Source organism: Streptomyces sp. URMC 126 (genome assembly GCF_051386555.1).
In the GTDB taxonomy this organism is placed as follows: Bacteria; Actinomycetota; Actinomycetes; order Streptomycetales; family Streptomycetaceae; genus Streptomyces.
The window spans coordinates 1-26082 of sequence record NZ_JBPQTX010000071.1; the positions used below are offsets into that span (position 1 = coordinate 1).

Consider the following 26082-nt stretch of genomic DNA (forward strand, 5'->3'; position numbering starts at 1 on the left):
TGTATAAGAGACAGGGAGAGGGGTGGGGCCGAGCGGCATGGCGGGTTCGCTTCGGCGGCTGCCGTTTGCGTGTAGCTGTCAGTTCTTTCAAAACCGTTGGCCTGCCCCCGTAGTCTGGGTGGTATGACCACAACGGGGGCAATCACGGAGGCGGGCGCCCGGGGCGCGCCCGCGGGGCCGTGGTGGTGGGCCAGGCGGCGGAGCATGGTGCTGGACGTCGTGCTGGCGTTGGTGTCGGTGATCGAGTGCGTCTTCGAGGGGTACTCGTTCGCACACGAGGTGGGGGCGCCCGGGGCGCTCGGAGCGCTGGTGGGGATACCGGTCGGCGGCGCACTGCTGGTGCGCCGGAGGTGGCCGGTGGCGGTGGTGTTGGTGTCGATCGCCGTCACCCCGGCCGAGATGGGTTTCCTGCTCGGGCTCGTCGGGCTGTACACGCTCGCCGCGTCGGACGTACCGCGGCGGATCATCGTCGTCCTCGCGGTCGCGTCCCTGGCCGGCACGCTGGTCGTCGCCGCCGCTCGGTTCCACCGCGACACCTCGCAGTCGGGCTACCAGCCGGGCCTCGGGGCGTCCCTGCTCTTCTCCTCGGTCATGGCCCTCGGGCTGACCGCGCCGCCGCTGCTCCTCGGCCTGTACGTGGGCGCCCGCCGGAGGCTGGTGGAGAGCCTGCGGGAACGGGCCGACGGGCTGGAGCGCGAGCTGTCGCTGCTGGCCGAACGGGCCGAGGAGCGGGCCGAGTGGGCCCGCAGCGAGGAGCGGACGCGGATCGCCCGGGAGATGCACGACGTGGTGGCGCACCGGGTCTCCCTGATGGTGGTGCACGCGGCGGCGCTCCAGGCCGTCGCCCTGAAGGACCCCGAGAAGGCGTCGCGGAACGCGGAACTGGTCGGCGACATGGGCCGGCAGGCGCTGACCGAGTTGCGGGAGATGCTCGGCGTCCTGCGGGCGAAGCCCGACGGCGCGCCGCAGCCCGCGGCCGCGCGGGAGCCCGAGCGGCTGGCGGCGGTGGCCGCCGCGGCCTCGGCGCGGGTCCGCCGGTCCGCCGACGCCCTCGCCGCCACCACCGCCGCGGACGGACCGTGCCTCGGGCAACTCGCCGACCTCGTGGGTCAGTCGCGGCAGGCCGGAATGGCGGTCGAGTTCTCCGTCGAGGGCGAGCAGCGCTCGTACGCCCCGCGGGTGGAGAGCACCGCGTACCGGGTGGTGCAGGAGGCCCTGACCAACGTCCACAAACACGCCCCGGGCGCCGCGGCCCGGGTCCGCGTCGCGCACCGGGAGGGCGAGGTGGCCCTCCAGGTGGAGAACGGGCCCTCGGACGGCGGGACGGACGCGGGGCTGCCGAGCGGCGGCAACGGGCTGGTCGGCATGCGGGAGCGGGTGACGGCGCTGGGCGGCGTGTTCGTGTCCGGGCCGACGGACCGGGGCGGGTTCCGGGTCTCGGCGGTGATACCGGACGCGGGGGAGGCGGCGGGGGCGGACGCGGCGTAGGGACATGACGCGCCCGGGCGCACCGTTCAGCCCGTCCGGCGTTTGAGGACGACCGCGCGGAGCGCGGCTTTGGGGCCTGGGGCGTCAGCCCCAGGAATCGGCGAAGGGGCGGGACTGGGGTATCTCGCCCCGGCGGCGTCAGCCGCCGAACGACAGCCGAGCCGGCCGCGTCCCCGTGACGAGCGCCCCGATCGCGTGATCGATGTCGGAGCCGAGGAACCAGTCCCCGCTGTGGTCGAGGCTGTACACCCGCCCGTGCGCGTCGATGGTGAGCACGGCCTGCCCGTCGAGCTCCTGGCCGAGCGGGCAGACCTCGGTGCCGAGCGCGCGGCCCAGATCGGCGACGGTCCGCGCGAGGTGCAGCCCGTGCAGTGGGTCGATGTGGAACGGCGTCGGCGCGATGTGCTTGCCCGGACCGGGCCCGGAGACGCGCAGGCCGCCGAACTCCGCCCAGGCCTCGACGGCGGCCGGGAAGACGGTGTGCCGGTGACCGGCGGGTGACACATGGGCGCGCAGGGCGTCGGCCCACTTCTCGGCGGCCTTGATGTCCCAGCGGCCGGGCTGCCAGCCCGCCTCGCGCAGGGCGGCGTCGACGGCGACGGGGAACCGGGTGGCTGCGGTGCGGTCGAAAGCGCGCATGGAGGTCAGGGCCTGCCTCGTTCCGTGGTGGTGGGGTCGATGGCGCGGACGCCGAAGTGGGCGAGGAGCGCGGTACAGGACCGGCAGGGCGGGGCGTACGCGCCGTGCCGGGGATCGCCGTCCTCGCGGATATGCCGCGCGGTGATCTTCGACTGCTTGAGGGCGCGGCGGGCCTCGCCGTGGGTGAGGGGTTTGCGGGAGGCGCGTTTGCTGCGGCCCGCCTCGTGGGTGGTGAGGAAGCGGGTCAGGAGCAGCGCCTCGGGGCAGCGGCCGGTGAAGCGCTCGCGGCGGTCGCTGGTGAGCGTGTCCAGGAAGTCCTGGACCAGGGGGTGCAGGGCGGGCGGCTGTTCGGCCTTGCCCGCGGTGCAGGTCAGCGTGGTGCCGCGGACGGAGAGCGCGGCGGCGACGGCGGGCAGGATGCCGTCGCGGCGGGTGAGCAGCACCGGTGGACGTTCGGCGTCCTCGGTGGTGCTCCAGCTGAGCCGGGGGTCGCCGGGCGCCGCGCTCCGTCCGTCGGCGCTCCCGGTCAGGGGTTGATGGTCTTGCGTCGTGTGCATGGTGGTTCTTCCCTCCCTGCAATCCCCCTGTTGCGGGGATCAGCCTGCCAAACGGGGTGGTGGGAGTGGAAGGCAGGGCGGTGTTGCGTGTGTCTGGTGTGCCGGGATAGGTGAGAGGGGTCCGAGTCGTGGCGCGGGGGTGAGGCGGTCGCGGTGCGGGGGTTTGCCGGGACGTGAGGGGTTTCTGCGGTTCTCCCGGCTTCCGGGTGCTCCGCCGGGTTCCGGGAGGCGAGGCGAGGGCTTCGCCGGCCGGCCGGGGCGGAAGGTCGCCGGTACGCCGGCGGCCACCCTCGGGCCGTGAGGCCGCCGGGCGCCGCGTTCGCCGTCGGGCCCCGGCCCGCACACGGGCGGGAGCCCGTCTTGCGCCACCGCATAGGCTGTCCGTCACGAGGCCGTCCCGGCCGCGGGCTCCGTCACCCGCCGCCGGGACCGCGAACGTCGCAGAACACGCCAGCCAAGCAGGGGGCATCCGCCATGACGACAGGTCGGCTCGGGCAGCAGGCCGCGCCACCGAACACGGCCTACGCCGGGCAGGTCGTGCACTTCCCGGACCCCGTCCGGCACGGCCGCTACCCCCAGGGCGTGCGGGTGGACGAGGACGGGTACCCCGACTTCTCCCCGTACGCCCGGGCCGCCGCCGAGATCGCGGACCCGCCGGAAGGCTTCGGCGTGGACGAGCTGCGCCTGACGGACTACGTGTCGGCCAACGCCGCGCTGCACGCCGAGGGCCACGAACTCTGGGCGAGCCTGCACCCGGTGGCGACCCCGCACGGCTGGACCTGGCACCACGTGGCCGGCACGCGCCGGCTGGAGCTGGTGCCGGCCGAGGTGAAGGCGCTGCTGCGGCACCACGGCGGGCTGGCGACGGCCGCCGTGGACCAGGAGAAGCGCGGCACCCGGCCGCTCCAGGAGACCCGGCCGGTCCACTTCGCGCTCCCGCAGCGGGAGCTGGCCGTGACGGAGGAGCAGGTCCAGGGCGTCGAGGAGGACCTCGGCTACCGGCTGCCCGGCGCCTACCGGGCCTTCCTCAAGGCGGCCGGCGGCTGCGCCCCGGTGGGCGTCGCGCTCGACGCCGAGCTGGGGCTGCTGCTCGACCAGCCGTTCTTCACGGTCCGCGAGGAGGCGGCGGTCAACGACCTCGTCTACGTCAACAAGTGCCTGCGCGACCACTTCACCAAGGACTACCTCGGGGTGGCCTTCGTGCAGGGCGGTGTCCTGGCGGTCAAGGTGAAGGGCGAGGCGACCGGTTCGGTCTGGTTCTGCCCCTACGACGACGCCCGGGACCAGGACGGCTGGACGGTGCAGGAGCGGGTGGAGCGGCTGCTGCTGCCCTGTGGTGAGGACTTCGACGCCTTCCTCTCCCGGCTCGCGGGCGGCCCGCCCGAGCTGGAGACGGTGGCGAACCTGATGGTCGACGGCGGCTTCGCGTACGCCGTCCCGGTGGAGGGGTGAGCGCGGTGGTGACCTTCGCGCAGGCTCAGGAGCGCGCGGAGCGCTGGGTCAACGGTGACGTTCCGGCGTATCTGCACCGCGAGGTGAAGGTGCGGGAGTTCGACCTGGGCTTCGTCGCCTGGGCCGAGGACCGCGAGGGCGTGGCGTCCACGGACACCGCCCGCTCGCGCCTGGTGATCGCGCGCGACAGCGGGGAGACCACGCTGTGGCCCGGGCTGCCGGTCGGCGAGGTGATCCGGCGGTACGAGGAGGAGTACGGCACCGCGGCCGAGCCCGCGCCGGCGGCGGACGAGCCGCCGCAGCGGGTGGACTTGAACGCCACGTCGTTCCTCTTGAGCCCGCCGCAGTGGCTCCAGGACGCGGCGGACGCGATGGGCATCCCCGACCGCAAGCGCGACCGTGAGCGGGAGGGCGCGGTGGCGTCGTCCGGGTCGGGCGGGACGTCGGGTGAGGGTGTTTCCGGTGGGGGTACGTCCGGTGGGGCGTCGGCGAGCTCCTCGGCCGGGACGGCGGGCGCCGATTCCGCTGATTCCGCCGGTGGCGCGGGCGGAGAGGGCGGAGAGGGCCGGGCGTCGGATGCTCCGGGGGTGGGGGCTTCCGGGCCGGCCGCCGCCGCTTCGCCGTCCACTGCTTCCGCCTCGGCTTCGAGCGGTACGTCGGGCACGTCGGGTACGTCCGGTGGTGCTGGTGCTTCCGGGGTGACGGGTGAGGCCGCTGCCTCCGGTCCGTCCCCTGCTTCCGGGCCGTCCGGCGCCGCCGGCGCGTCCGGTCCGGGGGAGGCGCGGGACCTGTCCCCTTCGCCGTCCTCGTCCCCTTCGCCGTCCTCGCCTTCGTCGCCGTCTGCCGCTGCGGTCGCTCCCGCCCCTCCCACCCCTCACGCCTCTCCCGCCACCCCTGCCACGTCACTGCCGTCGGCCCCCGAGCCCGTCTGGGCCGGTGCCGACGTCTCGGCCGGGGCCGACGGTGACGACACCGGGAACCTGCCGGCGACCGTCCTCGCGCCGGCGCTGTCCGGTTCGGACGACGACGACACGCCCCCGCCGGGCGTGCGGCCGGACGCCAAGACGGAGCTGATGCCCGGCGGCAGTTCGCTGCCGCGAACACGGCTGGCCCCCGCGCTGGAGGACCCCGAGGCCCTGCGGCCCGCGCCGGGCGCCCCGGTCGTACCGCCTGCCGCGCCCGGTGCCGCGGTCCCGCCGCCGACCGCGCCGCCCGCGGGCCCGGCCGTGCCGCCGCCCGCTCCGCCGGCGGCTCCCAACGCTCCGGCCGGCGGCACCGGTTCGGGTCAGCAGCCCCCTGCCGGCGGGTCGGCCGCCTACGCGGCGACGATGCTCGCGACGCCCGGTACGCCCGGGATGCCGGGCGTCCCCGGTGCGCCCGCGGCCCCCGGTGCCGCTCCCGTACCGCCCGCGCCGCCGGGAACGCCGCCGGCCGCACCCGGCACGCCGCCGGGTGGCGTCCACGCCGCCGCGACGATGCTCGCCGGACCGAACGGGCCGGGCGCCCCGAACGTCCCCGCCGCCCCGGGTGTCCCGAACTCCCCCGGCGCCCCGGGCGGTTCCACGCCGCCGGGCGCCCCGGGAAGCCCCGGCGTGCACCCGCCGGCCGCCCCCGGCGCCCCGGGCGCCGCGCCCGGCGCCGGTGCGCCCGCCCCGCACGCCCCCGGCGCGCCCGGCGCCCCGGGCACCCCGCCGGGCGGCGTGCACGCCGCGGCCACCATGCTCGCGAGCCCCGGCGCGCCGGGCGTCCCGCCGGTGCCCAACGCGCCGCAGCCGCCCGGTGGTTACGGCTATCCGCAGGCGCCGGCCGGTGTCCCGACGGTCGGCCCGGGCTATATGGCCGTCCTCCGCTACCGCGCCCAGGACGGCTCGGAGCAGCAGGTCATCCGGCGCAGCGCGCCGGGCACCCCGCACCCGGAGTGGCAGATCCTGCACGAGCTGCGGACCCTGAACGTGCCGCCGCAGCAGGTGCTGGAGCTCCATACCGAGCTGGAATCGTGCGATCTGCCGGGCGGTTACTGCGCGCGGATGATCCGCGAGACCTGGCCGCAGGTGCGGGTCAGCCACACCGCGGCGTACGCCGGCGACCAGGCCGGCCGCCGGCAGGGCGTACGGCATCTGCTGGAACACCAGGGGGAGCTGCACCAGGTCGCCGGCGCCCCCGCCCGGCCGGCCCCGAACCCGGTGCCGCTGCCGCAGCCGCACCAGGTGCGTCCGGCCCCGCCGGTCGCCGCGGACGCCATCGCGCGCGAACTGCTCGACTCGTTCGGCCCGCAGGGCGTCTTCCGCTTCGACCAGCGCGCCGTCTCCCGGCAGGGCGTGCCGGAGGTGGTGGCGCAGACGCTGGTGTGGGCCGGGCTGCCGGCGGACTTCGGACCGTTCTTCTGGGCGCAGGCCCAGCCGGGCCGTCCGGTGCCGACGCTCGCGGAGCTGGCGGTCGAGCGCGGGGTCCAGCCGGCGTCGGACGCCGGTTCGTACCTGGTGATGGGCAGCGACTTCGGGCGGCAGCTCTGCGTCCAGTACGGGACGGCGCACATCGTCGCCGTCCCGCTGGAGGCGGCCCCGGACGGCCGCCCGGCGGTGCCGCAGTTCGTCAACACGAGCCTTCCTCAGTTCGTACGCTCTTTGGCGTTGCTCGGGCGCATGTGGCGTTGGCGCTACGGGCTGACGCCGGAGCAGGCGGGGCGCTGGACCGTGGACTTCCAGGACCAGATCGCCGCGCTCGACCCGGTGGCCTTCTCGTCACCGGAGAACTGGTGGGCGGTGCTGCTGGAGCAGATGTGGGACGGTCTCTTCTAGCGGCCGGCCGGGATTCGACGGCGGCAGGGCGCTCGGCCCCGCGCACGGGGAGCCGGGCGCTCCGCGCTGTCGGTCGGCGCATCCTTGACAGAACAGCCAGGCGGAGTGTCGTGTTTTGGGCACTTCCCTCGTGCGGGAATGATGTGCGCCTGACCGCGTCGCAGACCGGGTTTCCGGATATAAGGGGCTACAAGCATGAGTGCATCGGTGTCACCTGACGGTTTCACTGTCGTACGAGGCCGCGGCTACCGGCCTGACCAGGTTGAGCGCGCCCTCGCCGAGTTCGCGCGGCAGCGCGACACCGCCTGGGAGCGCGCGGCGCGGCTGACCGTCCTGGCGCGGGAGATGGAGGACGAGGTCCAGCGTCTCCAGCAGGTGGTGGCGCAGCTGCCCCCGCAGACCTACGAGACGCTGGGCCCGCGCGCCCAGGGCCTGATCGCCACCGCCGAGGTCGAGGCACTGGGGCTGCGGGAGCGCACCGAGGCCGAGGCCGCCGAGATGCACGACGCGGCGGGCGCCTACGCCCGCAAGGTCCGCGACGCCGCCCACGAGTACCAGGTCGAGGTCAGGGCCGAGGCCGAGGAGTGGGCCCGGCAGGCGCAACTGGCGGCCCAGACGGTCGCCGACGAGCTGCGGGCGACGGCCCGGCAGGACGCCAAGCAGTGGCGCGCGGACGCCGAGGCGGCGCTCCAGGAGATGCGGGAACGCACCGCCGCGATGCTGGCCGACCAGGAGAAGGAGCACGCCGAGCGCTGGGACGCGGCGGGCCGCGAGGACGCCGAGCGCGAGGCGGCGATGGACGCGCGGGTGGCCGCGATGGAGGAGTACGCGCGCTCCACGCTCAACGAGGCCCAGCGCCGGTACGCGGACGCCGAGGAGGCGGCCCGGCACGGCCAGGAGGACGCCGAGGCGCAGGCCGCGTCCCTGATCGCCCAGGCCCGGGTGCGGGAGGAGCGGATCGCGCGGGAGACCGAGCGGGTGCTCCGCGAGCACGAGGAGCGGCGCGAGGAATTGCGATCGCACATGGCCCATGTGCGCCACAGCCTGGCGGCCCTGACGGGCAAGCCGGTGGCCGAGGACCCGGCCCTGGGCGACTGAGACGGCGTACGTCCCGTCCTCCGCCGGCGGGATGGACGGGACGTACGGTGAGTGCTGTTCCGCGTCAGCCGGCGGCGCGGCTGCCGGTCACGGTCACTCGGTGGGGCGGGTGGCCCTGGGGCTGGGGCTCGGGGTGGCGTGGTCCTGCCTCCCCTTCGTGTCCTTGCCCTTCTTGCCGTCGCTCTTCTTGCCGTCCTTGGCCTTGTCGCCGGTCTTGCCGGTGTCGCCGGTCTTCCCGAACTTGGCGTCGACGATCAGATCCAAGGTGAGCGCCACCCCGTCCTCGGTGGTCAGGCTCAGGGTGAAGGTGCCCTCCTGCCGGTCGGCGAACAGCCGGGGCAGGGTCGTCTTCCCGTCCTGGCCGGTCGCGGGGAGATCGACCGTGCGGGGCGTGCCGCCGTTCTTCTTGTCCTCGAAGAAGGGGCCGGCCTGCGTCGGTTTGTCGTTCGCGAGGATCGTGGCCTTGATCCGCTGCCCGACCACCGCCCGGCCGCTCTTCGTGGTCGCCTGGACGATCACAGGGGCCCCGAAGGACGCGCCGGGAGCGGTCTTCAGATCGGTTTCGTCGATCCTGACGATCGCATCCGCGTGCGGCGGCGCGGGCGGAGTCTTGACCGTCGCGGTGAATTCGACGGGGGCGCTGTGGCGGCCCTCCAAAGTCGCGAGGACGGTGAAGTCCCCGGTCTCCTTGCCCGCCTTGATCTTCTGCGTGCTGGCGAGACCCTTGGAGCCGGTGGTGGCGTAGTAGGTCCGGGTGCCGTTCCGGAACAGCGCGTCGGTTTTCCCGACGATGTCGAAACGGACGCGCGCCTTCGGCGCGGGCTGCCCGTCCTTGGTGACCGCGCGCACCCGCGGCTGCACCTCGAAGGTCATGCCGGGTTCCGCCGACAACCGCTGCTCGCCGTCGGCCTCCAGCCCGACCGCCTCCGCCGGCGGCTTCGGCTTGTCCTTCCCGGGCTTGTCCTTGTCGCCCGGCTTGTTCCGGTCCGGCTCCGGCTTCGGCTTCGGCTTGGGCGTGCTCGGCGTCGTGTTCCCCGGCGTGGGCCGGGTCGGCGTAGTGGTGCCCGGCGTGCCGGGCGTCGCGGGCACGGTCGGCACGGAAGGCGTCGTCGGCAGCGGAGGCAGCGTCGTGCCCCCCGCCGGCGGGAGCGAGCTCACGGGCGGGTTCGGTACGGCGCCACCGCCGCCGTTCCGGTACGTCCGCATCCAGGCGAGCACCGTCTTGAGGTAATCGCCGGAGGAGTTGTAGCGGAGGACGGCCTTGTCGACGTCCTCCTGCTTGCTCAGGTCGAGGCCGCCGGCGCACAGGTAACGAGCCGTGCCGGCCGCCGCGTCGAAGATGTTGTTGGGGTCCTTCTGGCCGGCGCCGCGCCCGTCGGCGGCGTACGCCTGCCAGGTGGACGGGATGAACTGCATGGGCCCGACGGCGTGGTCGAACTGCCGGTCCCCGTCGTACCGGCCGCCGTCCGTGTCGCGGACGAGCGCGAACTTCTCACCCGTCAGCGGCGGGCCGATGATGGGCTTCCCGGTCGAGCCGTCGGTGCGCAGGCCGCCGCCCATGCCGCCGTGGTCGGACTCCACCTTGCCGATGGCCGCGATGAGTTCCCAGGGCACGTGGCAGTCCGGCCACTGCTCCTTGGCGAGCTTCTCGGCGTTCTTGTAGGCGGCGAGCGCGGTCGCGGGGATGCCGGTGGCCTTGTCCGGGCCGCTGTCGGGAGTGCCGGGGCCAGGCGCTCCGGGGGTGCCCGGTGGCGGGACGAGGTCGGGCAGGGCGAGGTTGGGGGAGCCATGCGGCAGTCTCTGCGGGTTGCCGGGCCCGGGGGCGGGGTCACCGGCGTCCGCCGCGTTGTGCGGCGGGCTGGCGCCCACCGCCGCGGTGGTGAGGCTGGCGACGAGCAGAGCAGTGCACAGTCCCTGTCGGGAGACGCTGGCAGCGCGCGTACGAAGTATCTTCACTGAGGCTGCTTCCTTGGGAGACCGGCGGCCGGGCGCAGGGGAGGCTGTCGGACGCCCCCCTCGGCCATAGACCCGAACACTAATTCCCTCAAGCCCCAATTGTCTTGCCCCGGGACGGGCTTCACGGTTTCTTCGCGACGCGTTCCCCCGGAAGGGACGGCGGTTCGGCCGTTTCGCCCGCTCGCCCTGGGCGCACGGCGCCCGGAATAGGGCATTCCGATTCTGCACGACCCTGAGAAGCGGCCCGCCCGCAGGGGTGCGTCCCCTAGGGGTTGGCCCCTACATCCCCACCGGTGGTGTTCGTCCCGCAGCAGGAGGAGCGGCGCCCCGACCGCTCCCTAGGCTCGTCGTGCGGTCCACCGGAGGGCCGGGGTGGGGCTGGCCCCACCACCGGAACACCGCTGGGCCCCATCGCGGCACGCGCCGCGGGACAGCAGGCTGGAACAGGCCCGAAGAGGCCCGTCGGACGCATCGCGGGCGACGCGGAAAAGCAGCAGGGACAGGAGACCCGACCGTGAAGACGGCTGTATCGATTCCCATGACCGGGAGCGGCGGAGGGCGGACGGCCGTGGCGGCGAGGGCGCGTCAGGTCCTCAAGGCGTACGGCTCGGGGGAGACCCGCGTCACCGCGCTGGACCACGTCGACGTGGACATCGCCCGGGGGCAGTTCACGGCCATCATGGGCCCGTCGGGGTCCGGCAAGTCGACCCTGATGCACTGCCTCGCCGGCCTCGACACGGTCACCTCCGGCGAGATCTGGATCGACGAGACCGAGATAACCCGGCTCAAGGACAAGAAGCTCACCCAGCTCCGCCGGGACCGGATCGGCTTTATCTTCCAGGCGTTCAACCTGCTGCCGACCCTCAACGCCCTTGAGAACATCACGCTCCCCATGGACATCGCGGGCCGCAAGCCCGACCGGGCCTGGCTGAACCGGGTGGTGGAGACCGTCGGCCTGGCGGGTCGCCTCAAGCACCGCCCGAACCAACTGTCCGGCGGTCAGCAGCAGCGCGTCGCCGTAGCCCGCGCGCTCGCCGCCCGGCCCGAGATCATCTTCGGGGACGAGCCGACCGGCAACCTCGACTCCCGGGCCGGCGCCGAGGTCCTGGGCTTCCTCCGCCGCTCGGTGGACGAGCTCGGCCAGACCATCGTGATGGTCACCCACGACGCCGTCGCCGCCTCGTACGCCGACCGCGTGCTCTACCTGGCGGACGGGCGGATCGTCGACGAGATGCACCAGCCCACCGCCGACATGGTCCTGGAGCGCATGAAGCACTTCGACGCCCGCGGGCGGGTGTCGTGACCGTCCTCAAAACCTCCCTCCGCAACCTCCTGGCCCACAAGGGCCGGATGGCGCTGTCCGCCGTGGCCGTGCTGCTGTCGGTGGCGTTCGTCTGCGGCACGCTGGTGTTCACGGACACCATGAACGCGACGTTCGACAAGCTCTTCGCGGCCACCGCCTCCGACGTCTCGGTCACGCCCGAGAAGAAGGACGACGTCCAGCAGACCGGCAAGCCGCGGACCGTGCCCGCGTCCCTCCAGGGGAAGCTGGCCGCCGTGCCCGGCGTCGCCAGGGTCGAGCCGGAGGCGAGCAACCAGCAGATCACCGTCGCCGACGCCCGCAACAAGGACATCGGCCCCGACTCCGGCGCCCCCACCGTGGGCACCAACTGGAGCGAGCGGCAGAAGAAGTCCGTCGAGATCACCAGCGGTCACGAGCCGCGCGGCGCCGCCGAGGCCGTCCTCGACTCCGACACCGCCGACAAGCGCGGTGTGCGGATCGGCGACACCCTCCGGATCATCGCGGCCCCGGGCGACTTCCGCGTCCGCGTCGTCGGCCTCGCCACCTACAAGACCACCAACCCGGGCGCGGCGATCGTCTACCTCGACACCCGCACCGCTCAGACCCGGCTGCTCGGCACCACCAGCGCGTACAGCGGTTTCGACCTGACAGCGGCCTCCGGCGTCGGCCACGAGGAGCTGAAGGAACGCGTCACCGCCGCCGTCGGTCCGCACTTGGCCGTGCACACCGCCGCCGAGGCCAAAAAGGAGAACAAGAAGGACTTCGGCTCCTTCCTCGACGTCATGAAGTACGCGCTGCTGGGCTTCGCCGGCATCGCCGTCCTCGTGGGCATCTTCCTGATCGTCAACACCTTCTCCATGCTGGTGGCCCAGCGCACCCGCGAGATCGGCCTGATGCGGGCCATCGGCGCCGGCCGCCGCCAGGTCAACCGGTCGGTGCTCGTCGAGGCGCTGATGCTCGGCGTCATCGGCTCGGTGCTGGGCATCGGCGGAGGCATCGGACTGGCCGTCGGACTGATGCAGATCATGCGGTCGCTCGGCATGAGCCTGGACACGAGCGAACTGACGATCAAGGCCACCACGCCGCTCGTCGGCCTCGCCATCGGCGTCCTCGTCACCGTGCTCGCCGCCTACCTGCCCGCCCGCCGGGCCGGGAAGATCTCGCCGATGGCCGCCCTGCGCGACGCCGGCACCCCCGCCGACGGCCGCGCCGGACGGGTCCGGGCCGGCATCGGGCTGGCCCTCACGGCCGCCGGAGCCGCCGCCCTGCTCGCCGCGGGCAACGCCGACGAGGCCGCCGCGGGCTCGGGCTACCTCGGCCTCGGCGTCCTGCTGTCCCTCGTCGGATTCGTTGTCGTCGGACCGCTGCTCGCCGGCTTCGTCGTCCGCGCGCTCGGTGCCGTGGTGCTCCGCGTCTTCGGCCCCGTCGGGCGGCTCGCCGAGCGCAACGCGCTGCGCAACCCCCGGCGTACCGGAGCCACCGGTTCCGCCCTGATGATCGGCCTGGCGCTGGTCGCCGCCCTGTCGGTGGTGGGCTCCTCGATGGTCGCCTCGGCCACCGACCAGCTGGACAAGTCCGTCGGAGCGGACTTCATCGTCCAGGACGGCGGCGACAAGCCCCTGAGCGCCGCCGTCGAGAAGGCCGTCCTGTCGGCCCGCGACATGGAGCACTTCAGCCGCTACGTCGGCGTCCTGGCCAAGGTCACCACCCCCGACGGCAAGACCGCCACCCAGCGGCTCACCGCCACCGACCCCACCTACGCCGACGACGTCCGCTCCGAGACCGTCCAGGGCCGCCTGAAGGACGCCTACGCCAAGGACGGCATGTCGGTGGCCGAGGGCTACGCGAAGAACCACGGCATCCGGCGCGGTGACCGGCTGACCGTCACCATGATCGACGGCCGGACCGCCCGGCTCCGGGTCAACGCCATCACCTCGGACGACACCGCCCTCGACAAGGGCGCGATGTACGTGGACATCGCCACTGTCCGGCGGTACATGCCGGCGGACGCGATGCCGCTGACCGGCATGATCCTCGCCAAGGCGAAGGACGGCCGGGCCACGGAGGCGGCCGCCTCGCTCAAGGCCGCCGTCGCCGACTACCCGCAGGTCAAGGTCCGGGACCAGGCCGACTACAAGGCCATGATCAAGGACCAGGTCGGCCAGCTCCTCAACATCATCTACGGGCTGCTGGCCCTGGCGATCATCGTCGCGATCCTCGGCGTCGTGAACACCCTCGCCCTCTCGGTCGTCGAGCGAACCCGCGAGATCGGCCTGATGCGCGCCATCGGCCTCTCCCGCCGCCAGCTGCGCCGCATGATCCGCCTGGAGTCGGTGGTCATCGCCCTCTTCGGTGCCCTGCTGGGCCTCGGACTCGGCATGGGCTGGGGAGCGACGGCCCAGAAGCTCCTGGCCCTGGAAGGCCTCGGCGTGCTGGAGATCCCCTGGCCGACGATCACCGCCGTCTTCCTCGGCTCCGCGGTGGTGGGCCTCCTCGCCGCCCTGGTCCCGGCCTTCCGGGCGGGCCGGATGAACGTCCTGAACGCCATCGCCACCGACTGACCGCCACCGGGGCAACCGGCCCGACCGCGCCACGGGGGTGCGCGGCCGGGCCGGCGCCGTCCCGAGGCCGGGCGCTGGACAGTCCCGGCCCCACCCAGCCCGTCCGGCGTCTGAGGACAGCGCGCGCAGCGCGCTTCAGGGGGTGCGGGGGCTACCCCCGCAGGAAACGGTGAAAGGGCGGGACCGGGGCACCCTACCCCCTCACCCCAGACGCTCCACTCAGCCGCGGAGTTCCTCGGCGAGCGCCCGCAACGCGAGCCGGTACGACCCGACCCCGAACCCGGCGATCGTCCCGGACGCCACCTCCGAGATCACGGAGGTATGCCGGAACGCCTCCCGCGCATGCGGATTGGAGATGTGCACCTCGATCAGCGGCGCGGTCCGCTGAGAGGCGGCATCCCGCATCGCATACGAATAATGCGTGAAGGCACCGGGGTTGATGACGACGGGCAGCCGCCCGTCGGCCGCCTCGTGCAGCCAGCGCACCAGCTCGCCCTCGTCGTTGGTCTCGCGGACGTCCACGGCGAAGCCGAGCTCGGCACCGAGCTTGGTGCACTCCTCCACCAGCCCGGCGTACGAGGTGGACCCGTAGACGTCGGGCTCACGGGAGCCGAGCCGCCCGAGGTTGGGCCCGTTGAGGACGAGGACCCGCCGAGCGCCGCTCACGCCGCGATCTCGGCGTGTGCGGCCAGCAACATCGCCGGGTCCGGAGCCTCCAGCACCGCCGGCTTCGCCAGCCCGTCGAGCACGATGAAGCGCAGCCGGTCGCCCCGCGTCTTCTTGTCGATCTTCATCGTCTCCAGCAGCTTGGGCCACTGGTCGCCCCGGTAGGTCACCGGCAGCCCGACGGACTCCAGCACCGCGCGGTGCCGGTCGGCCGTCGCGTCGTCCAGCCGCCCGGCGATCCGGCCGAGTTCGGCGGCGAAGACCATGCCGACGGCGACGGCCGCGCCGTGCCGCCAGTTGTACCGCTCGTTCTTCTCGATGGCGTGGGCGAGGGTGTGCCCGTAGTTGAGGATCTCGCGGAGGCCGGACTCCTTGAGGTCCTGGGAGACGACGTCGGCCTTCACCCGGATCGCGCGCTCGATCAGCTCGGCGGTGTGCGGGCCGGACGGGGTGCGGGCCGCCTCGGGGTCGCTCTCGATCAGGTCGAGGATCACCGGGTCGGCGATGAAGCCGGCCTTGATGACCTCGGCGAGCCCGCTGACGTAGTCGTGGACCCCCAGCGACTCCAGCGCGGACAGGTCGCACAGCACCCCGGCCGGGGGGTGGAAGGCGCCGACGAGGTTCTTGCCCTCGGCGGTGTTGATGCCGGTCTTGCCGCCGACGGCGGCGTCGACCATGGCCAGCACGGTGGTGGGCACCGCGATCCAGCGCACACCGCGCAGCCAGGTGGCGGCGACGAAGCCGGCGAGGTCGGTGGTGGCCCCGCCGCCGACGCCGACGACGACGTCGGTGCGGGTGAAGCCGGACTGGCCGAGCGCCTTCCAGCAGTAGGCGGCGACCTCGGCGGTCTTGGCCTCCTCGGCGTTGGGCACCTGGATGGCGATGGCCTCGTAGCCCTGCTCGGCGAGGTCGGCGCGGAGGACCTCGCCGGTCTCGGCCAGCGCCTCGGGGTGCAGGACGGCCACGCGCCGGGCGCCGGTCCCGATGAGCGCGGGCAGCTCGCCCAGCAGCCGATGGCCGATCAGGACCTCGTACGGCGCGGTACCGGCGGTGCCGGCGACCTGGATACGGGTGGGTGCGTCGGTCATGCGTTCCTCACTGCGAGGTGTCGTGGGTTCGGGCGCCGGGCGGGCGCAGACTGTCGAGTACCGCGTCGGTGACCTCGGCCGGGGTCCGGCCTCCGGTGGCGACGACGGCCCGGGCGACCTCCGTGTAGAGCGGGCGGCGGGCCTCCATCAGCTCCCGCCACCGCTTGCGCGGGTTGACGGCCAGCAGCGGGCGCGGGGCGTCCAGCCCCACCCGGCGGACGGCGTCGGCCAGGTCGACGTCGAGGAAGACGACGGGCAGCCCCTTGAGCAGCTCCCGGGTGCCGGGGTCCATGACGGCGCCGCCGCCGAGCGAGAGCACCCCGGGGTGCTCCGCCACGGCGGCGCGCACGGCCTGCCGCTCCAGCTCGCGGAAGTGCGGCTCGCCCTCGTCCAGGAAGATCTCCGGAATGGGCTTGCCGGCGGTCCGCTCGATGTCGGCGTCGGTGTCCCGGTAGCCGGTGCCGAGCCGCTCGGCGAGCAGCGCTCCGATGGTCGACTTCCCGGCTCCGGGCGGGCCGACCAGAACAGCTACCGGCCCGGTCACTTGATGGCCAGGTTGTCGAGGTACCCCCGCACGTTGCGGCGGGTCTCGGCGACGCTGTCGCCGCCGAACTTCTCCACCACGGCGTCCGCCAGGACCAGCGCCACCATCGCCTCGGCGACGATGCCGGCGGCCGGCACGGCACAGACGTCGGACCGCTGGTGGTGGGCCTTGGCGGCCTCGCCGGTGGTGACGTCGATGGTGGCGAGGGCGCGGGGCACGGTGGCGATGGGCTTCATCGCGGCGCGGACGCGCAGCGGTTCGCCGGTCGTCAGGCCGCCCTCGGTGCCGCCGGAGCGGCCCGACGCACGGCGGACGCCCTCCTCGGTCGCGACGATCTCGTCGTGCGCCTTCGAGCCCGGCACCCGGGCCAGGTCGAAGCCGTCGCCGAGCTCGACGCCCTTGATCGCCTGGATGCCCATGAGGGCGGCGGCGAGCCGGGCGTCCAGCCGGCGGTCCCAGTGCACGTGCGAGCCGAGACCGACGGGCACGCCGTAGGCGAGGACCTCGACGACGCCGCCGAGGGTGTCGCCGTCCTTGTGCGCCTGGTCGATCTCGGCGACCATCGCCGCGCTCGCGTCGGCGTCGAGGCAGCGCACCGGGTCGGCGTCCAGCCGCTCCACGTCCGACGGCTTGGGGTAGACCCCGTACGGGGCCTTGGCCGCGGCCAGTTCGACGACGTGCGAGACGATCTCGATGCCGGCCGCCTCCTTGAGGAAGGAGCGGGCGACGGCGCCGAGGGCGACCCGGGCCGCGGTCTCCCGCGCGGAGGCGCGCTCCAGGATCGGCCGGGCCTCGTCGAAGCCGTACTTCTGCATCCCGGCGAGGTCCGCGTGGCCGGGGCGCGGCCGGGTCAGCGGGGCGTTGCGGGCGAGCGAGGCCAGCTCCTCCGGGTCCACCGGGTCGGCCGCCATGACCTTCTCCCACTTGGGCCACTCGGTGTTGCCGACCATGACGGCGACCGGGGAGCCGAGGGAGAGGCCGTGCCGTACGCCGCCGAGGAAGGTGACCTCGTCCCGCTCGAACTTCATGCGCGCGCCGCGTCCATAGCCGAGGCGCCGCCGGGCCAGGTGGTCCGCCACCATCTCCGTGGTGACCGGGACGCCCGCGGGCAGCCCCTCCAGCGTCGCCACCAGGGCCGGACCGTGCGACTCCCCGGCCGTCAGCCAGCGCAACCTGCTCAACGGAACTCCTCTTGTTCGCGCCTGGATCGTGCGGCGGCGCGACCGACGCGTGGGTACGGCCCGCCGCCCCCGATCCTCCCATGGTCGGGGCGGTATCCCGGCGCCGGTCCGCGTTCCGGACGTTTCCGCCTGTTCCGCGAGGGGCCGGCGGGTGGGATCGAGCGCACCGAGTGGCCGGGATCAGCGCGCCGCGAGGGCCGCTTCCCCGGCGGCCCGCATGGCCGCGAGCGGTGCCGGTGAGATCCCTGTCATCCGCTCGACCTGGAGGACCGCCTGGTGGACGAGCAGGTCGAGGCCGCCCAGGACGGTGCCGCCGCGCGCGGCCCAGGCCGCCGCGAGCGGGGTCGGCCAGGGCTCGTAGAGCACGTCGAAGAGGGTGCCGGGCCGGTCCGGGACGGCGGCCGCGAGCGCGTCCGCCGCGCCCGCCGGGGTGGTCGCGACGACCAGCGGGGCCTCGAACGCCTCGGCGGCGCGCGACCAGTCGGCGGTGCGGACGGGCACCCCGAGCCGTTCGCCCCAGCGCCGCATCTCGGCGGCGCGCTCGGCGCTGCGGACGTACGCGGTGACCTCACCCGTGCAGAGGCCGGCGAGCGCGGCGAGCGCCGAGGAGGCGGTGGCTCCGGCGCCCAGCACGGCCGCCGAGGCGGCCTTCTCCACCCCGCGCTCGCGCAGGGCGGCGACCAGGCCGGGGATGTCGGTGTTGTCGCCGACCCGCCGGCCGTCCTCGGTGAACACCACCGTGTTGACGGCCTCGACGGACCGCGCGGTGGGGCTGACCTCGTCCAGCAGCGGGATAATCGCGCGCTTGAGCGGCATGGTCAGCGAGAGCCCCGCCCACTCGGGGCCGAGCCCGGCCACGAAGCCGGGGAGCGCCGCCTCGTCGATCTCGAACCGGTCGTACGTCCACTCCCCCAGGCCCAGTTCGGCGTAGGCGGCCCGGTGCAGAACCGGGGAGAGCGAGTGGGCGATGGGCGAGCCGAGTACGGCGGCCCGGTGGCGTGCGGTCATCGGCCGGTCTTTCCGTGCTCCTGTCGGTACTGCTCCCGGTTCCTGTTGTGCTCCGCGTTGGTCACCGCGAACAGCGTCTTGTCCTCGTTGATCGAGACGAAGTAGTACCAGGGACCGGAGGCGGGTTCGAGCGCCGACTTCAGGGCGTCCATACCGGGGTTGCTGATCGGCCCGGGCGGCAGGCCCTTGATGCTGTACGTGTTGTACGGGTCCTTGAACTTGCGCAGGTCGTTGACGGAACCGGTGTCCAGGGTGGACTGGCTCCTGGCGTAGTTGACCGTGGAGTCGAAGTCCAGCAGGCCGTACGTCTCCTTGTTGTCCGGCTTGAGCCGGTTGTAGACGACCCGGGCGATCTTGTCGAAGTCGTGCTTGTACTTGCCCTCGACCTGGACGAGGCTGGCCACGGTGATGACCTGGAGCGGGGACTTCAGGCCCAGCTCCTTGGCCTTGCCCTCCAGGTCCTGCTGCTCGTAGTTGGCCTTGGCCCGCTTGACCATCTGCCGGAGGATCTCCTCCGGCTTGGTGCCCTTGCCCGCGTTGTACTGCGAGGGGAAGAGGAAGCCCTCCAGCGGGTCCTTGACGTCCGGGTCGCCGTTCGCCCAGTCGGGCAGGCCGAGGTTCTTCGCCTGCGCCTTGGCGACGTCCTTGGTGGTGCCGGGCTTGAGCTCCAGCTTCTTGTCGATGGAGCTGTAGACCTCGGCGGCCCGGATGCCCTCGCGGATGGTCAGCAGGTTCTTGGTGTCCGTCATCATCGTGACGGCGGACTCGGCCGACATCTCCTTGTGCAGGGTGTACGTGCCGGGCTGGATGAGCTTGGTGCCCGCCGCCTCGGTGAACGCCCGGGCGCTCTTGACCACGCCGTTCTTCTGGAGAAGGTCACCCATCTGGGTGAGGCCCGCTCCCTTGGGGATCTCCACCTGAACGGAGCCGGTGCCCTCGCCCTCGTAATCGGGCGCGGGGCCGTAGTTGGTCTCCCAGTAGTCGTACCCGAGGTAGCCGAGGCCGCCCACGGCGCCGACCAGCACCACCGCGACGACCAGGCAGGCCGTACCGCTGCGGCGCTTGGGCTGCTTCTTGCCCTTGCCGCCGGAGCCGGAGCCGCGCCGGCCGCGCCGCGGCTCGTCGGCCCCGTCCTCTTCGTCCTCCTCGTCGGCGTCCGCGACGCCGCCCGGCAGGAGGTCTATGGCCGGCGACGACCGGGGGGCCGGGGCCGCCGCGGACTCGGAGAGCAGCGAGTGCTCACCGGAAGGCTCCTCCGACCACTCCTCGTGCGACTCCTTGGCGGGAGCCTGCTGCGGCACCCGCTGCCCGCCCGGCTGCGGGTGCTGACCGGTGTCGTACGACTGCTGCGGATGCTGCCCCGTGTCATACGACTGCCGCGGGTGCTGCCCGGTGTCATAGGCCTGCTGCGGGTGCTGCCCGGTGTCGTACGACTGCTGCGGGTGCTGTCCCGTGTCGTAGGAGGGCTGGTGGTGCTGCCCCGTGTCGTACGTCTGCTGACCGCCGGGCTGCGGGTGCTGCCCGGTGTCGTACGTCTGCTGCTGTACGTGGGGGTGCTGCCCGGTGTCGTAGGACTGCCCGTCCTGCCCCGGGTATCCGCCGCCCGTCCCGTAGTAGCCGCCGGCCCCGTCGGAACCGCCGGGGTAACCGCCGGCCGACTGGCCGTACGAGCCGTGGTTCTGCTGCCCGGCCTGCGAGTGGGGGTCACCGTAGTGGCCCCCACCGCCCTGCCCCTGCTGTTCCCAGCCGTACTGCTGCTGCTCGGGAAACCGCTGGTCCGGGTACTGCTGCTGACCGTAGTGCGGCTGTTGCGGCTGCGGCGGATGCTGCTGACCCTCGTATCCCGGGTCCCCGTGGTGGGGGTCGCCGGGATTCCACGGTTGGGAGCCGGAACCCCGGCCGTACTCAGTCATCAATCCCCTAGAGCCGCACAGCGGCAGCCGGGCGCCTGGGAGGGCGCGGGTCCGATCGTCTGGTCCTGTAGGGATGGCGTTCGAACTAGCTGCCATGTCGCGCGGAAGGTTACCGTATCGCGATCAGATGACCACTTCGACGGGTTCGCCCGGAGGGCGCCCCGACGTCCGTTCGGTCTCCAGGGCGTTCTGCAGAATGATCACGGCTGCCGCCTGGTCGACGACGGACCGCCCCTTCTTGCTGTTGACACCGGACGCGCGCAGCCCCTGGGCCGCGGTGACCGTGGTCATCCGCTCGTCCACCAGCCGGACGGGCACCGGCGCGACGCGCCGGGCCATCTCCTTGGCGAACGTGCGCACCTTGGCCGCGGCCGGCCCCTCTCCCCCCTTGAGGGAGCGGGGCAGGCCGACGACGACCTCGATGGGCTCGTACTCCGCGACGATCGCCGCGAGCCGCTTGTGGGCCTGCGGGATGTCCCGTCCCGGAACGGTCTCGACCGGTGTGGCGAGGATCCCGTCGGGGTCGCACGAGGCGACCCCGATCCGGGCGTCCCCGACGTCGACGGCGATGCGTCTGCCACGTCGCACGGTCAGGCCGCTTCCGCCACGAGGCGCTCCACGGCGGCCATGGCGTCGGCCACGGCCTCCGGGTTCTGGCCGCCGCCCTGGGCGACGTCCGGCTTGCCGCCACCGCCGCCGCCGAGCGTCTTGGCGGCCGTACGGACCAGGTCGCCGGCCTTGAGGCCCCGCTCGCGGGCGGCCTCGTTGGTGGCGATGACGGTCAGCGGACGGCCGTTGGCCACGGTGAACAGGGCGACGACGGCCGGGCGGCCGCCCTGGATCCGGCCGCGGACGTCGAGAACCAGCTTGCGCAGGTCGTCGGCGCCGGTGCCGTCCGGCACGCTGCCGGTCACCAGGGCGATCCCGTGGACGTCCTTGGCGCCCTCGGCCAGCCCGGCGGCGGCCTGGAGCACCTTCTCGGCGCGGTAGCGCTCGATCTCCTTCTCGGCCTCGCGGAGCTTGGCGAGCATGCCGGAGATCTTCTCCGGCAGCTCCTCCGGACGACCCTTGACCAGCTCGGTGAGCTGGGCGACGACCGTGTGCTCCCGGGCCAGGAAGTCGTACGCGTCGGCGCCGACCAGGGCCTCGACGCGGCGCACGCCGGAGCCGATCGAGGACTCGCCGAGCAGCTTCACCAGACCCAGCTGGGCGGTGTTGGCGACATGCGTACCGCCGCACAGCTCCTTGGAGAAGTCGCCGATGGTCACGACGCGTACCCGCTCGCCGTACTTCTCGCCGAACTCGGCGATCGCGCCGGACTTCTTGGCCTCGTCCAGGCTCATGATCTCGGCGTGGACGTCAAGCTCCCGGGAGAGGACCTCGTTGATCCGCTGCTCGACGTCGGTGAGGACGGTGCCGGGCACCGCGGCCGGGGAGCCGAAGTCGAAGCGGAAGCGGCCCGGCGAGTTCTCCGAACCGGCCTGGGCGGCCGTCGGGCCGAGCGCGTCGCGCAGCGCCTGGTGGGTCAGGTGGGTGGCGCTGTGGGCGCGGGCGATGGCCCGGCGGCGCTTGACGTCGATGACGGCGTACGCCGAGGCGCCGACCGTCACCTCGCCGACCTGGACGACACCCTTGTGGACGTTGACCCCCGGGACGGGCTTCTGCACATCGCGGACCTCGACCACGGCGCCGTTGTCGAGCTTGATACGCCCCTGGTCGGCCAGCTGGCCACCGCCTTCGGCGTAGAACGGCGTACGGTCGAGCACGATCTCGACCTCGTCGCCCTCGGAGGCGGCCGGCGACGGCACGCCGTCGACGAGCAGGCCGACGACGGTGGCCTCGTTCTCCGTGAGGGTGTAGCCGGTGAAGTCGGTCTCGCCCGCGGTGTCGGCCACCTCGCGGTAGGCGGACAGGTCGGCGTGGCCGGTCTTCTTGGCCTTGGCGTCGGCCTTGGCGCGGTCCCGCTGCTCCTTCATCAGGCGGCGGAAGCCGTCCTCGTCCACGGAGAGGCCCTGCTCGGCGGCCATCTCCAGGGTGAGGTCGATCGGGAAGCCCCAGGTGTCGTGGAGCAGGAACGCCTTCTCGCCGGAGAGGACCGTGCCGCCGGCGGCCTTGGTCTCGGTGACGGCGGTGTCGAGGATGTTGGTGCCGCCCTTGAGGGCCTTGAGGAAGGCGGCCTCCTCGGCGAGCGCGACGGTCTCGATGCGCTTGCGGTCCGTGATCAGCTCCGGGTACTGCTGACCCATCGTGTTGATGATCACGTCGAGCAGGTCGGCGACGACCGGGCCGGTGGCGCCCAGCATCCGCATGTTGCGGATGGCGCGGCGCATGATGCGGCGCAGGACGTAGCCGCGGCCCTCGTTGCCGGGGGTGACGCCGTCGCCGATGAGCATCACGGAGGTGCGCATGTGGTCGGCGACCACGCGCAGCGAGACGTCGGAGGCGTCGGCCTTGCCGTAGGCGACGCCGGTGAGCTCGGTGGCCTTGTCGATGACGACGCGCAGGGTGTCGGTCTCGTACATGTTCCGGACGCCCTGCAGGATCATCGCGAGGCGCTCGAGGCCGAGGCCGGTGTCGATGTTCTGGGCGGGGAGGTCGCCGAGGATCGGGAAGTCCTCCTTGCCGTCGCCGGCACCCCGCTCGTACTGCATGAAGACCAGGTTCCAGATCTCCACGTACCGCTCGTCGTTGACGGCCGGGCCGCCCTCGACGCCGAACTCGGGGCCGCGGTCGTAGTTGATCTCGGAGCAGGGGCCGCAGGGGCCGGGGACGCCCATGGACCAGAAGTTGGGGCCCTTGCCGAGCCGCTGGATCCGCTCGGCGGGCACGCCGACGACGTCGCGCCAGATGCGCTCCGCCTCGTCGTCCTCCTCGTAGACGGTGATCCAGAGCTTCTCGGGCTCCAGGCCGTATCCGCCGTCCGCCACGGAAGCCGTCAGCAGCTCCCAGGCGTACTTGATGGCGCCTTCCTTGAAGTAGTCGCCGAACGAGAAGTTGCCGCACATCTGGAAGAACGTGCCGTGCCGGGTGGTCTTGCCGACCTCTTCGATGTCCGGCGTGCGGACGCACTTCTGCACGCTGGTGGCGCGGGTGAAGGGCGGCTTGACCTCACCCAGGAAGTAGGGCTTGAAGGGCACCATGCCGGCGGGGACGAGGAGCAGCGTCGGGTCGTCCGCGATGAGCGACGCCGACGGCACGACGGTGTGCCCACGCTCTTCGAAGAAGCGCAGCCAGCGGCGGCGGATTTCAGCGGACTCCATCAGTGGTCCTCTTTCCGGGTCAGCGAGTGGTGGGGATGGGTGGGTTCGACGACGACGAGGTGCGGCCGTCCGGCGGGCAGTGCCCGGGCCTCCTCCGCCTCCGGTCCGGCGGTGAGGCCGAGCGCGTCCTTGAGCGCCGCCTCGCGGTGCGCCATGCCGTCGCGCACGTCGAGGGCGAAGTGCTTGACGCGGCGGCCGGCGAGCACGGCGCGGTCGGCCGCCTGGAGCGCGAGGCTTTCGGGGGTGAGCTTGTCCAGGGTGCGGTTCACCTTGGTGGTGGCCCACACTCCGGCGGCCACCCCGGTGGTGAACCAAAAAGCACGGCGGAACATTTCCGGATCAGCCCTTCCCACGGGTACGTCGGCCGCCGCGCCGGGCGGACGGCAGCTTCTTCCCGACGCTCCGGCCGGTGACCACGGTGCGCTCGGGCTCGGCGGGGGCGCCCTTGCGCCCGATCGCCCGCCGCACCCCGTAGCCGAAGGCGGCGACCTTCACCAGCGGTCCGCCGAAGGCGGAGGAGACGGTGGAGGACAGCGCGGAGGCGTTGGCCGTGACCTCCTGGACGTCCGCGGCGATCGAGTCGACGCGGGCGAGCTGGGTGTGGGCGGACCGGACCGTCGCCGAGGCGTCGGCCAGCAGCGGCACCGCCTGCTCGGTGACGTCGGCGACCAGCTTGGTGGCCGCCTTCAGCGTCTGCGCGAGCCGCACCAGGACGAGGGCGATGAAGGACACCAGGATCGCCCAGAAGACGGCCACGAGGATCCCGGCCACCTCTCCACCGGTCACGGCACCGCTCCCTGCTGTCGTCGCTGGTCATACGTTGGAAACGTCGGGTACCGACCTTATCGCGCCGCGGGTGGCGGCCCGTACCCCGTTTCGAGGCCCTGAAAACGCGGCGGCCCGCCGCCCGCCGCCACGGGGGCGGAGGGACGGCGGGCCGGGCGTGAAGGAGGGTCCTACGGCCGATTTATCGGGCGTAGTACTCGACGACGAGCTGCTCGTCGCAGATGACCGGGATCTCCTTGCGGTTGGGCTCGCGGTCCAGGCGGAAGGCCAGGGCCTGCAGGTTGACCTGCAGGTAGCGCGGGGTCTCGCCCTCACCCGCGTAGCCACCCTCGCGGGCGACCTGGAAGGGGTGCTTGGCGCGGCTGCGCTCGCGGACCATCACGACGTCGTCGGGACGGACGCGGAAGGACGGCTTGTCGACCTTCTTGCCGTTGACCTCGATGTGGCCGTGGACGACCATCTGGCGGGCCTGGTAGATCGTGCGGGCGATGCCCGAGCGCAGGACCAGGGCGTCGAGGCGACGCTCCAGCTCGATGACCAGCGCCTCGCCGGTCTTGCCCTCGGCCTTCTTGGCGCGGTCGTAGGCACGCGCCATCTGGCGCTCGCTGATGTCGTACTGCGCGCGCAGACGCTGCTTCTCGAGCAGACGGACCTTGTAGTCCGAGTTCTGCTTGCGGCCGCGGCCGTGCTCGCCCGGCGGGTAGGGACGGGCCTCGAAGTACTTGACGGCCTTCGGCGTCAGGGCGATGCCGAGCGCACGAGACTTCTTGACCTTGGGACGCGACTGGTTAGGCACGTTCTCCAGACCTCCGAAATAGGTTAGGTTAGGCTCACCTTACTCAAGGAGATCGCATGTCTCGCCCGGGGAACACCAGTCACGTCACGGACAGCACGAAGAAGGCCGACGCAACTGATGGCGTCGGTGCGACGGAGGTCCGATCAGATCGTGGTCAGCCGCGTCCCAGCGGACTTGAAACCGCCCGGATGCCGTCAGCAGCCGAGCGCACACGAACTCTCGTACAGAGTACATGCTCGGCGGTACTGCTCGTTCCCGGGGCCGCCGCCACCCGCCCCGAACCCCTCTCCCCCGAGGTACGGACCGTCGGGCCCGACGGCGACGTCTACCTCGTCTACCCGGCCGACTCCCCCGTCGTCCGCGCCGCCACCCACGCCCAGGACGACGATCTCCCCGCCGTGCTGGAGCTCACCGACGTGGCACCGGTCTCCGTCCCCAACCGCATCCGCGGCCGCGCCTGGCTCTCGGGCTGGCTGACGTGCGTGCCCGGTGTCACGGAGCCTGGCCGCATGATGCTCCGCCTGGAGCTCGGCGACATCTCTGTGGACGACCTCTGGGGCATCGAGACCGTCTCCCCGGACGACTTCGCGGCCGCCGCGCCCGACCCGCTCGTCGAGTACGAGGCGGAGCTCCTCCAGCACCTCCACGCGGGGCACGCGGATCAGGTACGGACCCTGTGGCACCTCCTGGACGAACGGAGGACGGGCACGGGCGCCGCCGTACCACTGGCTCTGGACCGCTTCGGCTTCCGCGTCCGCTTCACCCGCGAGGGGTCCGGGGCGCCGGCCGACCGCTCGTTCGACGCGCGGTTCGAGTTCCCGGAGCCGGTGCGGGACGTGGCGGGGTTGCGCAGGGAGATGCACCGCCTGTTCGACGCGGCGGAGGAATGAGGGGGGATGCCCCTGTCCCGCCCCTTCCCGTTTCTTGCGGGGGCAAGCCCCCGCACCCCCGCCGGACCGGCTGTATCAGCCCGTCCGGCGTTTGAGGA

The 26082-nt window shown here is 73.0% G+C and carries 21 protein-coding genes; 7 read left to right on the forward strand and 14 right to left on the reverse strand.

All coding sequences use genetic code 11. The annotated features are described in order from the left end of the window. The first annotated feature begins 123 nt into the window (after positions 1–123). The gene (locus ACSNOK_RS11595) at positions 124–1488 is read left to right on the forward strand and encodes a sensor histidine kinase (RefSeq protein ID WP_436780542.1); all 1365 of its coding nucleotides are present in this window, start codon (positions 124–126) and stop codon (positions 1486–1488) included. Between the two features lie 138 nt (positions 1489–1626). On the opposite strand, the gene ACSNOK_RS11600 is transcribed toward ACSNOK_RS11595, so the two are convergent. Together ACSNOK_RS11600 and ACSNOK_RS11605 are read right to left on the reverse strand one after the other, a co-directional pair. Beyond that, positions 1627–2127 carry an SUKH-3 domain-containing protein gene (locus tag ACSNOK_RS11600; protein WP_436780543.1) on the reverse strand — a complete coding sequence of 167 codons (501 nt, stop codon included), beginning with the start codon at positions 2125–2127 and terminating at the stop codon, positions 1627–1629. A 5-nt stretch (positions 2128–2132) separates the two neighbouring features. Beyond that, positions 2133–2684 carry a YwqJ-related putative deaminase gene (locus ACSNOK_RS11605; RefSeq protein ID WP_436780544.1) on the reverse strand — a complete coding sequence of 184 codons (552 nt, stop codon included), beginning with the start codon at positions 2682–2684 and terminating at the stop codon, positions 2133–2135. A 474-nt stretch (positions 2685–3158) separates the two neighbouring features. Between ACSNOK_RS11605 and ACSNOK_RS11610 the strand changes: the two genes are divergently transcribed. The 3 genes from ACSNOK_RS11610 to ACSNOK_RS11620 all read left to right on the forward strand — a co-directional run bounded on the left by ACSNOK_RS11610 (position 3159) and on the right by ACSNOK_RS11620 (position 8032). Next, positions 3159–4136 (forward strand): HNH endonuclease, encoded by a 978-nt coding sequence (locus ACSNOK_RS11610; RefSeq protein WP_351514372.1) that lies wholly within the window; start codon positions 3159–3161, stop codon positions 4134–4136. Positions 4137–4141: 5 nt separating this feature from the next. Next, positions 4142–6934, forward strand: a complete 2793-nt coding sequence (locus tag ACSNOK_RS11615) for an SUKH-4 family immunity protein (protein ID WP_436780560.1) — start codon at positions 4142–4144, stop codon at positions 6932–6934. A gap of 195 nt (positions 6935–7129) precedes the next feature. After that, the gene (locus ACSNOK_RS11620; RefSeq protein ID WP_436780545.1) at positions 7130–8032 is read left to right on the forward strand and encodes a cellulose-binding protein; all 903 of its coding nucleotides are present in this window, start codon (positions 7130–7132) and stop codon (positions 8030–8032) included. Positions 8033–8125: 93 nt separating this feature from the next. Here the strand turns inward: ACSNOK_RS11620 and ACSNOK_RS11625 are convergent, their stop codons facing one another. Then, a complete protein-coding gene (locus tag ACSNOK_RS11625) occupies positions 8126–9988 on the reverse strand; it encodes a lytic transglycosylase domain-containing protein (protein ID WP_436780546.1) in 1863 nt (620 codons plus the stop codon). 538 nt (positions 9989–10526) lie between these two features. Here ACSNOK_RS11625 and ACSNOK_RS11630 point away from each other — a divergent pair. Both ACSNOK_RS11630 and ACSNOK_RS11635 read left to right on the forward strand, forming a co-directional pair. Next, on the forward strand, positions 10527–11291 hold the full coding sequence (locus ACSNOK_RS11630) for an ABC transporter ATP-binding protein (protein WP_434096463.1): 765 nt from the start codon (positions 10527–10529) through the stop codon (positions 11289–11291). Further along, positions 11288–13852, forward strand: a complete 2565-nt coding sequence (locus ACSNOK_RS11635) for an ABC transporter permease (protein WP_436780547.1) — start codon at positions 11288–11290, stop codon at positions 13850–13852. The genes ACSNOK_RS11630 and ACSNOK_RS11635 overlap by 4 nt, the downstream gene beginning before the upstream one ends. A gap of 219 nt (positions 13853–14071) precedes the next feature. Here the strand turns inward: ACSNOK_RS11635 and aroQ are convergent, their stop codons facing one another. The 11 genes from aroQ to rpsD all read right to left on the reverse strand — a co-directional run bounded on the left by aroQ (position 14072) and on the right by rpsD (position 25094). Next, positions 14072–14518, reverse strand: coding sequence for a type II 3-dehydroquinate dehydratase (aroQ, locus tag ACSNOK_RS11640; protein ID WP_436780548.1), 447 nt, complete (start codon positions 14516–14518; stop codon positions 14072–14074). Next, a complete protein-coding gene (aroB, locus tag ACSNOK_RS11645) occupies positions 14515–15606 on the reverse strand; it encodes a 3-dehydroquinate synthase (protein ID WP_436780549.1) in 1092 nt (363 codons plus the stop codon). The genes aroQ and aroB overlap by 4 nt, the downstream gene beginning before the upstream one ends. A gap of 7 nt (positions 15607–15613) precedes the next feature. Further along, positions 15614–16150, reverse strand: coding sequence for a shikimate kinase (locus tag ACSNOK_RS11650; protein ID WP_436780550.1), 537 nt, complete (start codon positions 16148–16150; stop codon positions 15614–15616). Continuing rightward, positions 16147–17331: a chorismate synthase gene (gene aroC / locus ACSNOK_RS11655; RefSeq protein WP_436780551.1), complete on the reverse strand. Its 1185-nt coding sequence runs from the start codon at positions 17329–17331 to the stop codon at positions 16147–16149. Before aroC ends, ACSNOK_RS11650 begins: the two co-directional genes overlap by 4 nt. 180 nt (positions 17332–17511) lie before the next feature. Beyond that, positions 17512–18339 carry a shikimate dehydrogenase gene (locus ACSNOK_RS11660; RefSeq protein ID WP_436780552.1) on the reverse strand — a complete coding sequence of 276 codons (828 nt, stop codon included), beginning with the start codon at positions 18337–18339 and terminating at the stop codon, positions 17512–17514. Next, positions 18336–20252, reverse strand: coding sequence for an endolytic transglycosylase MltG (gene mltG / locus ACSNOK_RS11665; RefSeq protein WP_436780553.1), 1917 nt, complete (start codon positions 20250–20252; stop codon positions 18336–18338). The genes ACSNOK_RS11660 and mltG overlap by 4 nt, the downstream gene beginning before the upstream one ends. Before the next feature lie 123 nt (positions 20253–20375). Next, positions 20376–20840, reverse strand: coding sequence for a Holliday junction resolvase RuvX (gene ruvX / locus ACSNOK_RS11670; protein WP_436780554.1), 465 nt, complete (start codon positions 20838–20840; stop codon positions 20376–20378). A gap of 2 nt (positions 20841–20842) precedes the next feature. Then, on the reverse strand, positions 20843–23512 hold the full coding sequence (gene alaS, locus ACSNOK_RS11675; protein WP_436780555.1) for an alanine--tRNA ligase: 2670 nt from the start codon (positions 23510–23512) through the stop codon (positions 20843–20845). Next, positions 23512–23844 carry a DUF6167 family protein gene (locus ACSNOK_RS11680; RefSeq protein WP_436780556.1) on the reverse strand — a complete coding sequence of 111 codons (333 nt, stop codon included), beginning with the start codon at positions 23842–23844 and terminating at the stop codon, positions 23512–23514. Before ACSNOK_RS11680 ends, alaS begins: the two co-directional genes overlap by 1 nt. A gap of 7 nt (positions 23845–23851) precedes the next feature. Further along, positions 23852–24298, reverse strand: a complete 447-nt coding sequence (locus ACSNOK_RS11685) for a DUF948 domain-containing protein (protein WP_436780557.1) — start codon at positions 24296–24298, stop codon at positions 23852–23854. A gap of 181 nt (positions 24299–24479) precedes the next feature. Continuing rightward, positions 24480–25094 carry a 30S ribosomal protein S4 gene (rpsD, locus tag ACSNOK_RS11690; RefSeq protein WP_436780558.1) on the reverse strand — a complete coding sequence of 205 codons (615 nt, stop codon included), beginning with the start codon at positions 25092–25094 and terminating at the stop codon, positions 24480–24482. A gap of 188 nt (positions 25095–25282) precedes the next feature. On the opposite strand from rpsD, the gene ACSNOK_RS11695 reads away from it, so the two are divergent. After that, positions 25283–25984: a DUF2470 domain-containing protein gene (locus ACSNOK_RS11695; RefSeq protein WP_436780559.1), complete on the forward strand. Its 702-nt coding sequence runs from the start codon at positions 25283–25285 to the stop codon at positions 25982–25984. The last annotated feature ends 98 nt before the right edge of the window (positions 25985–26082 follow it).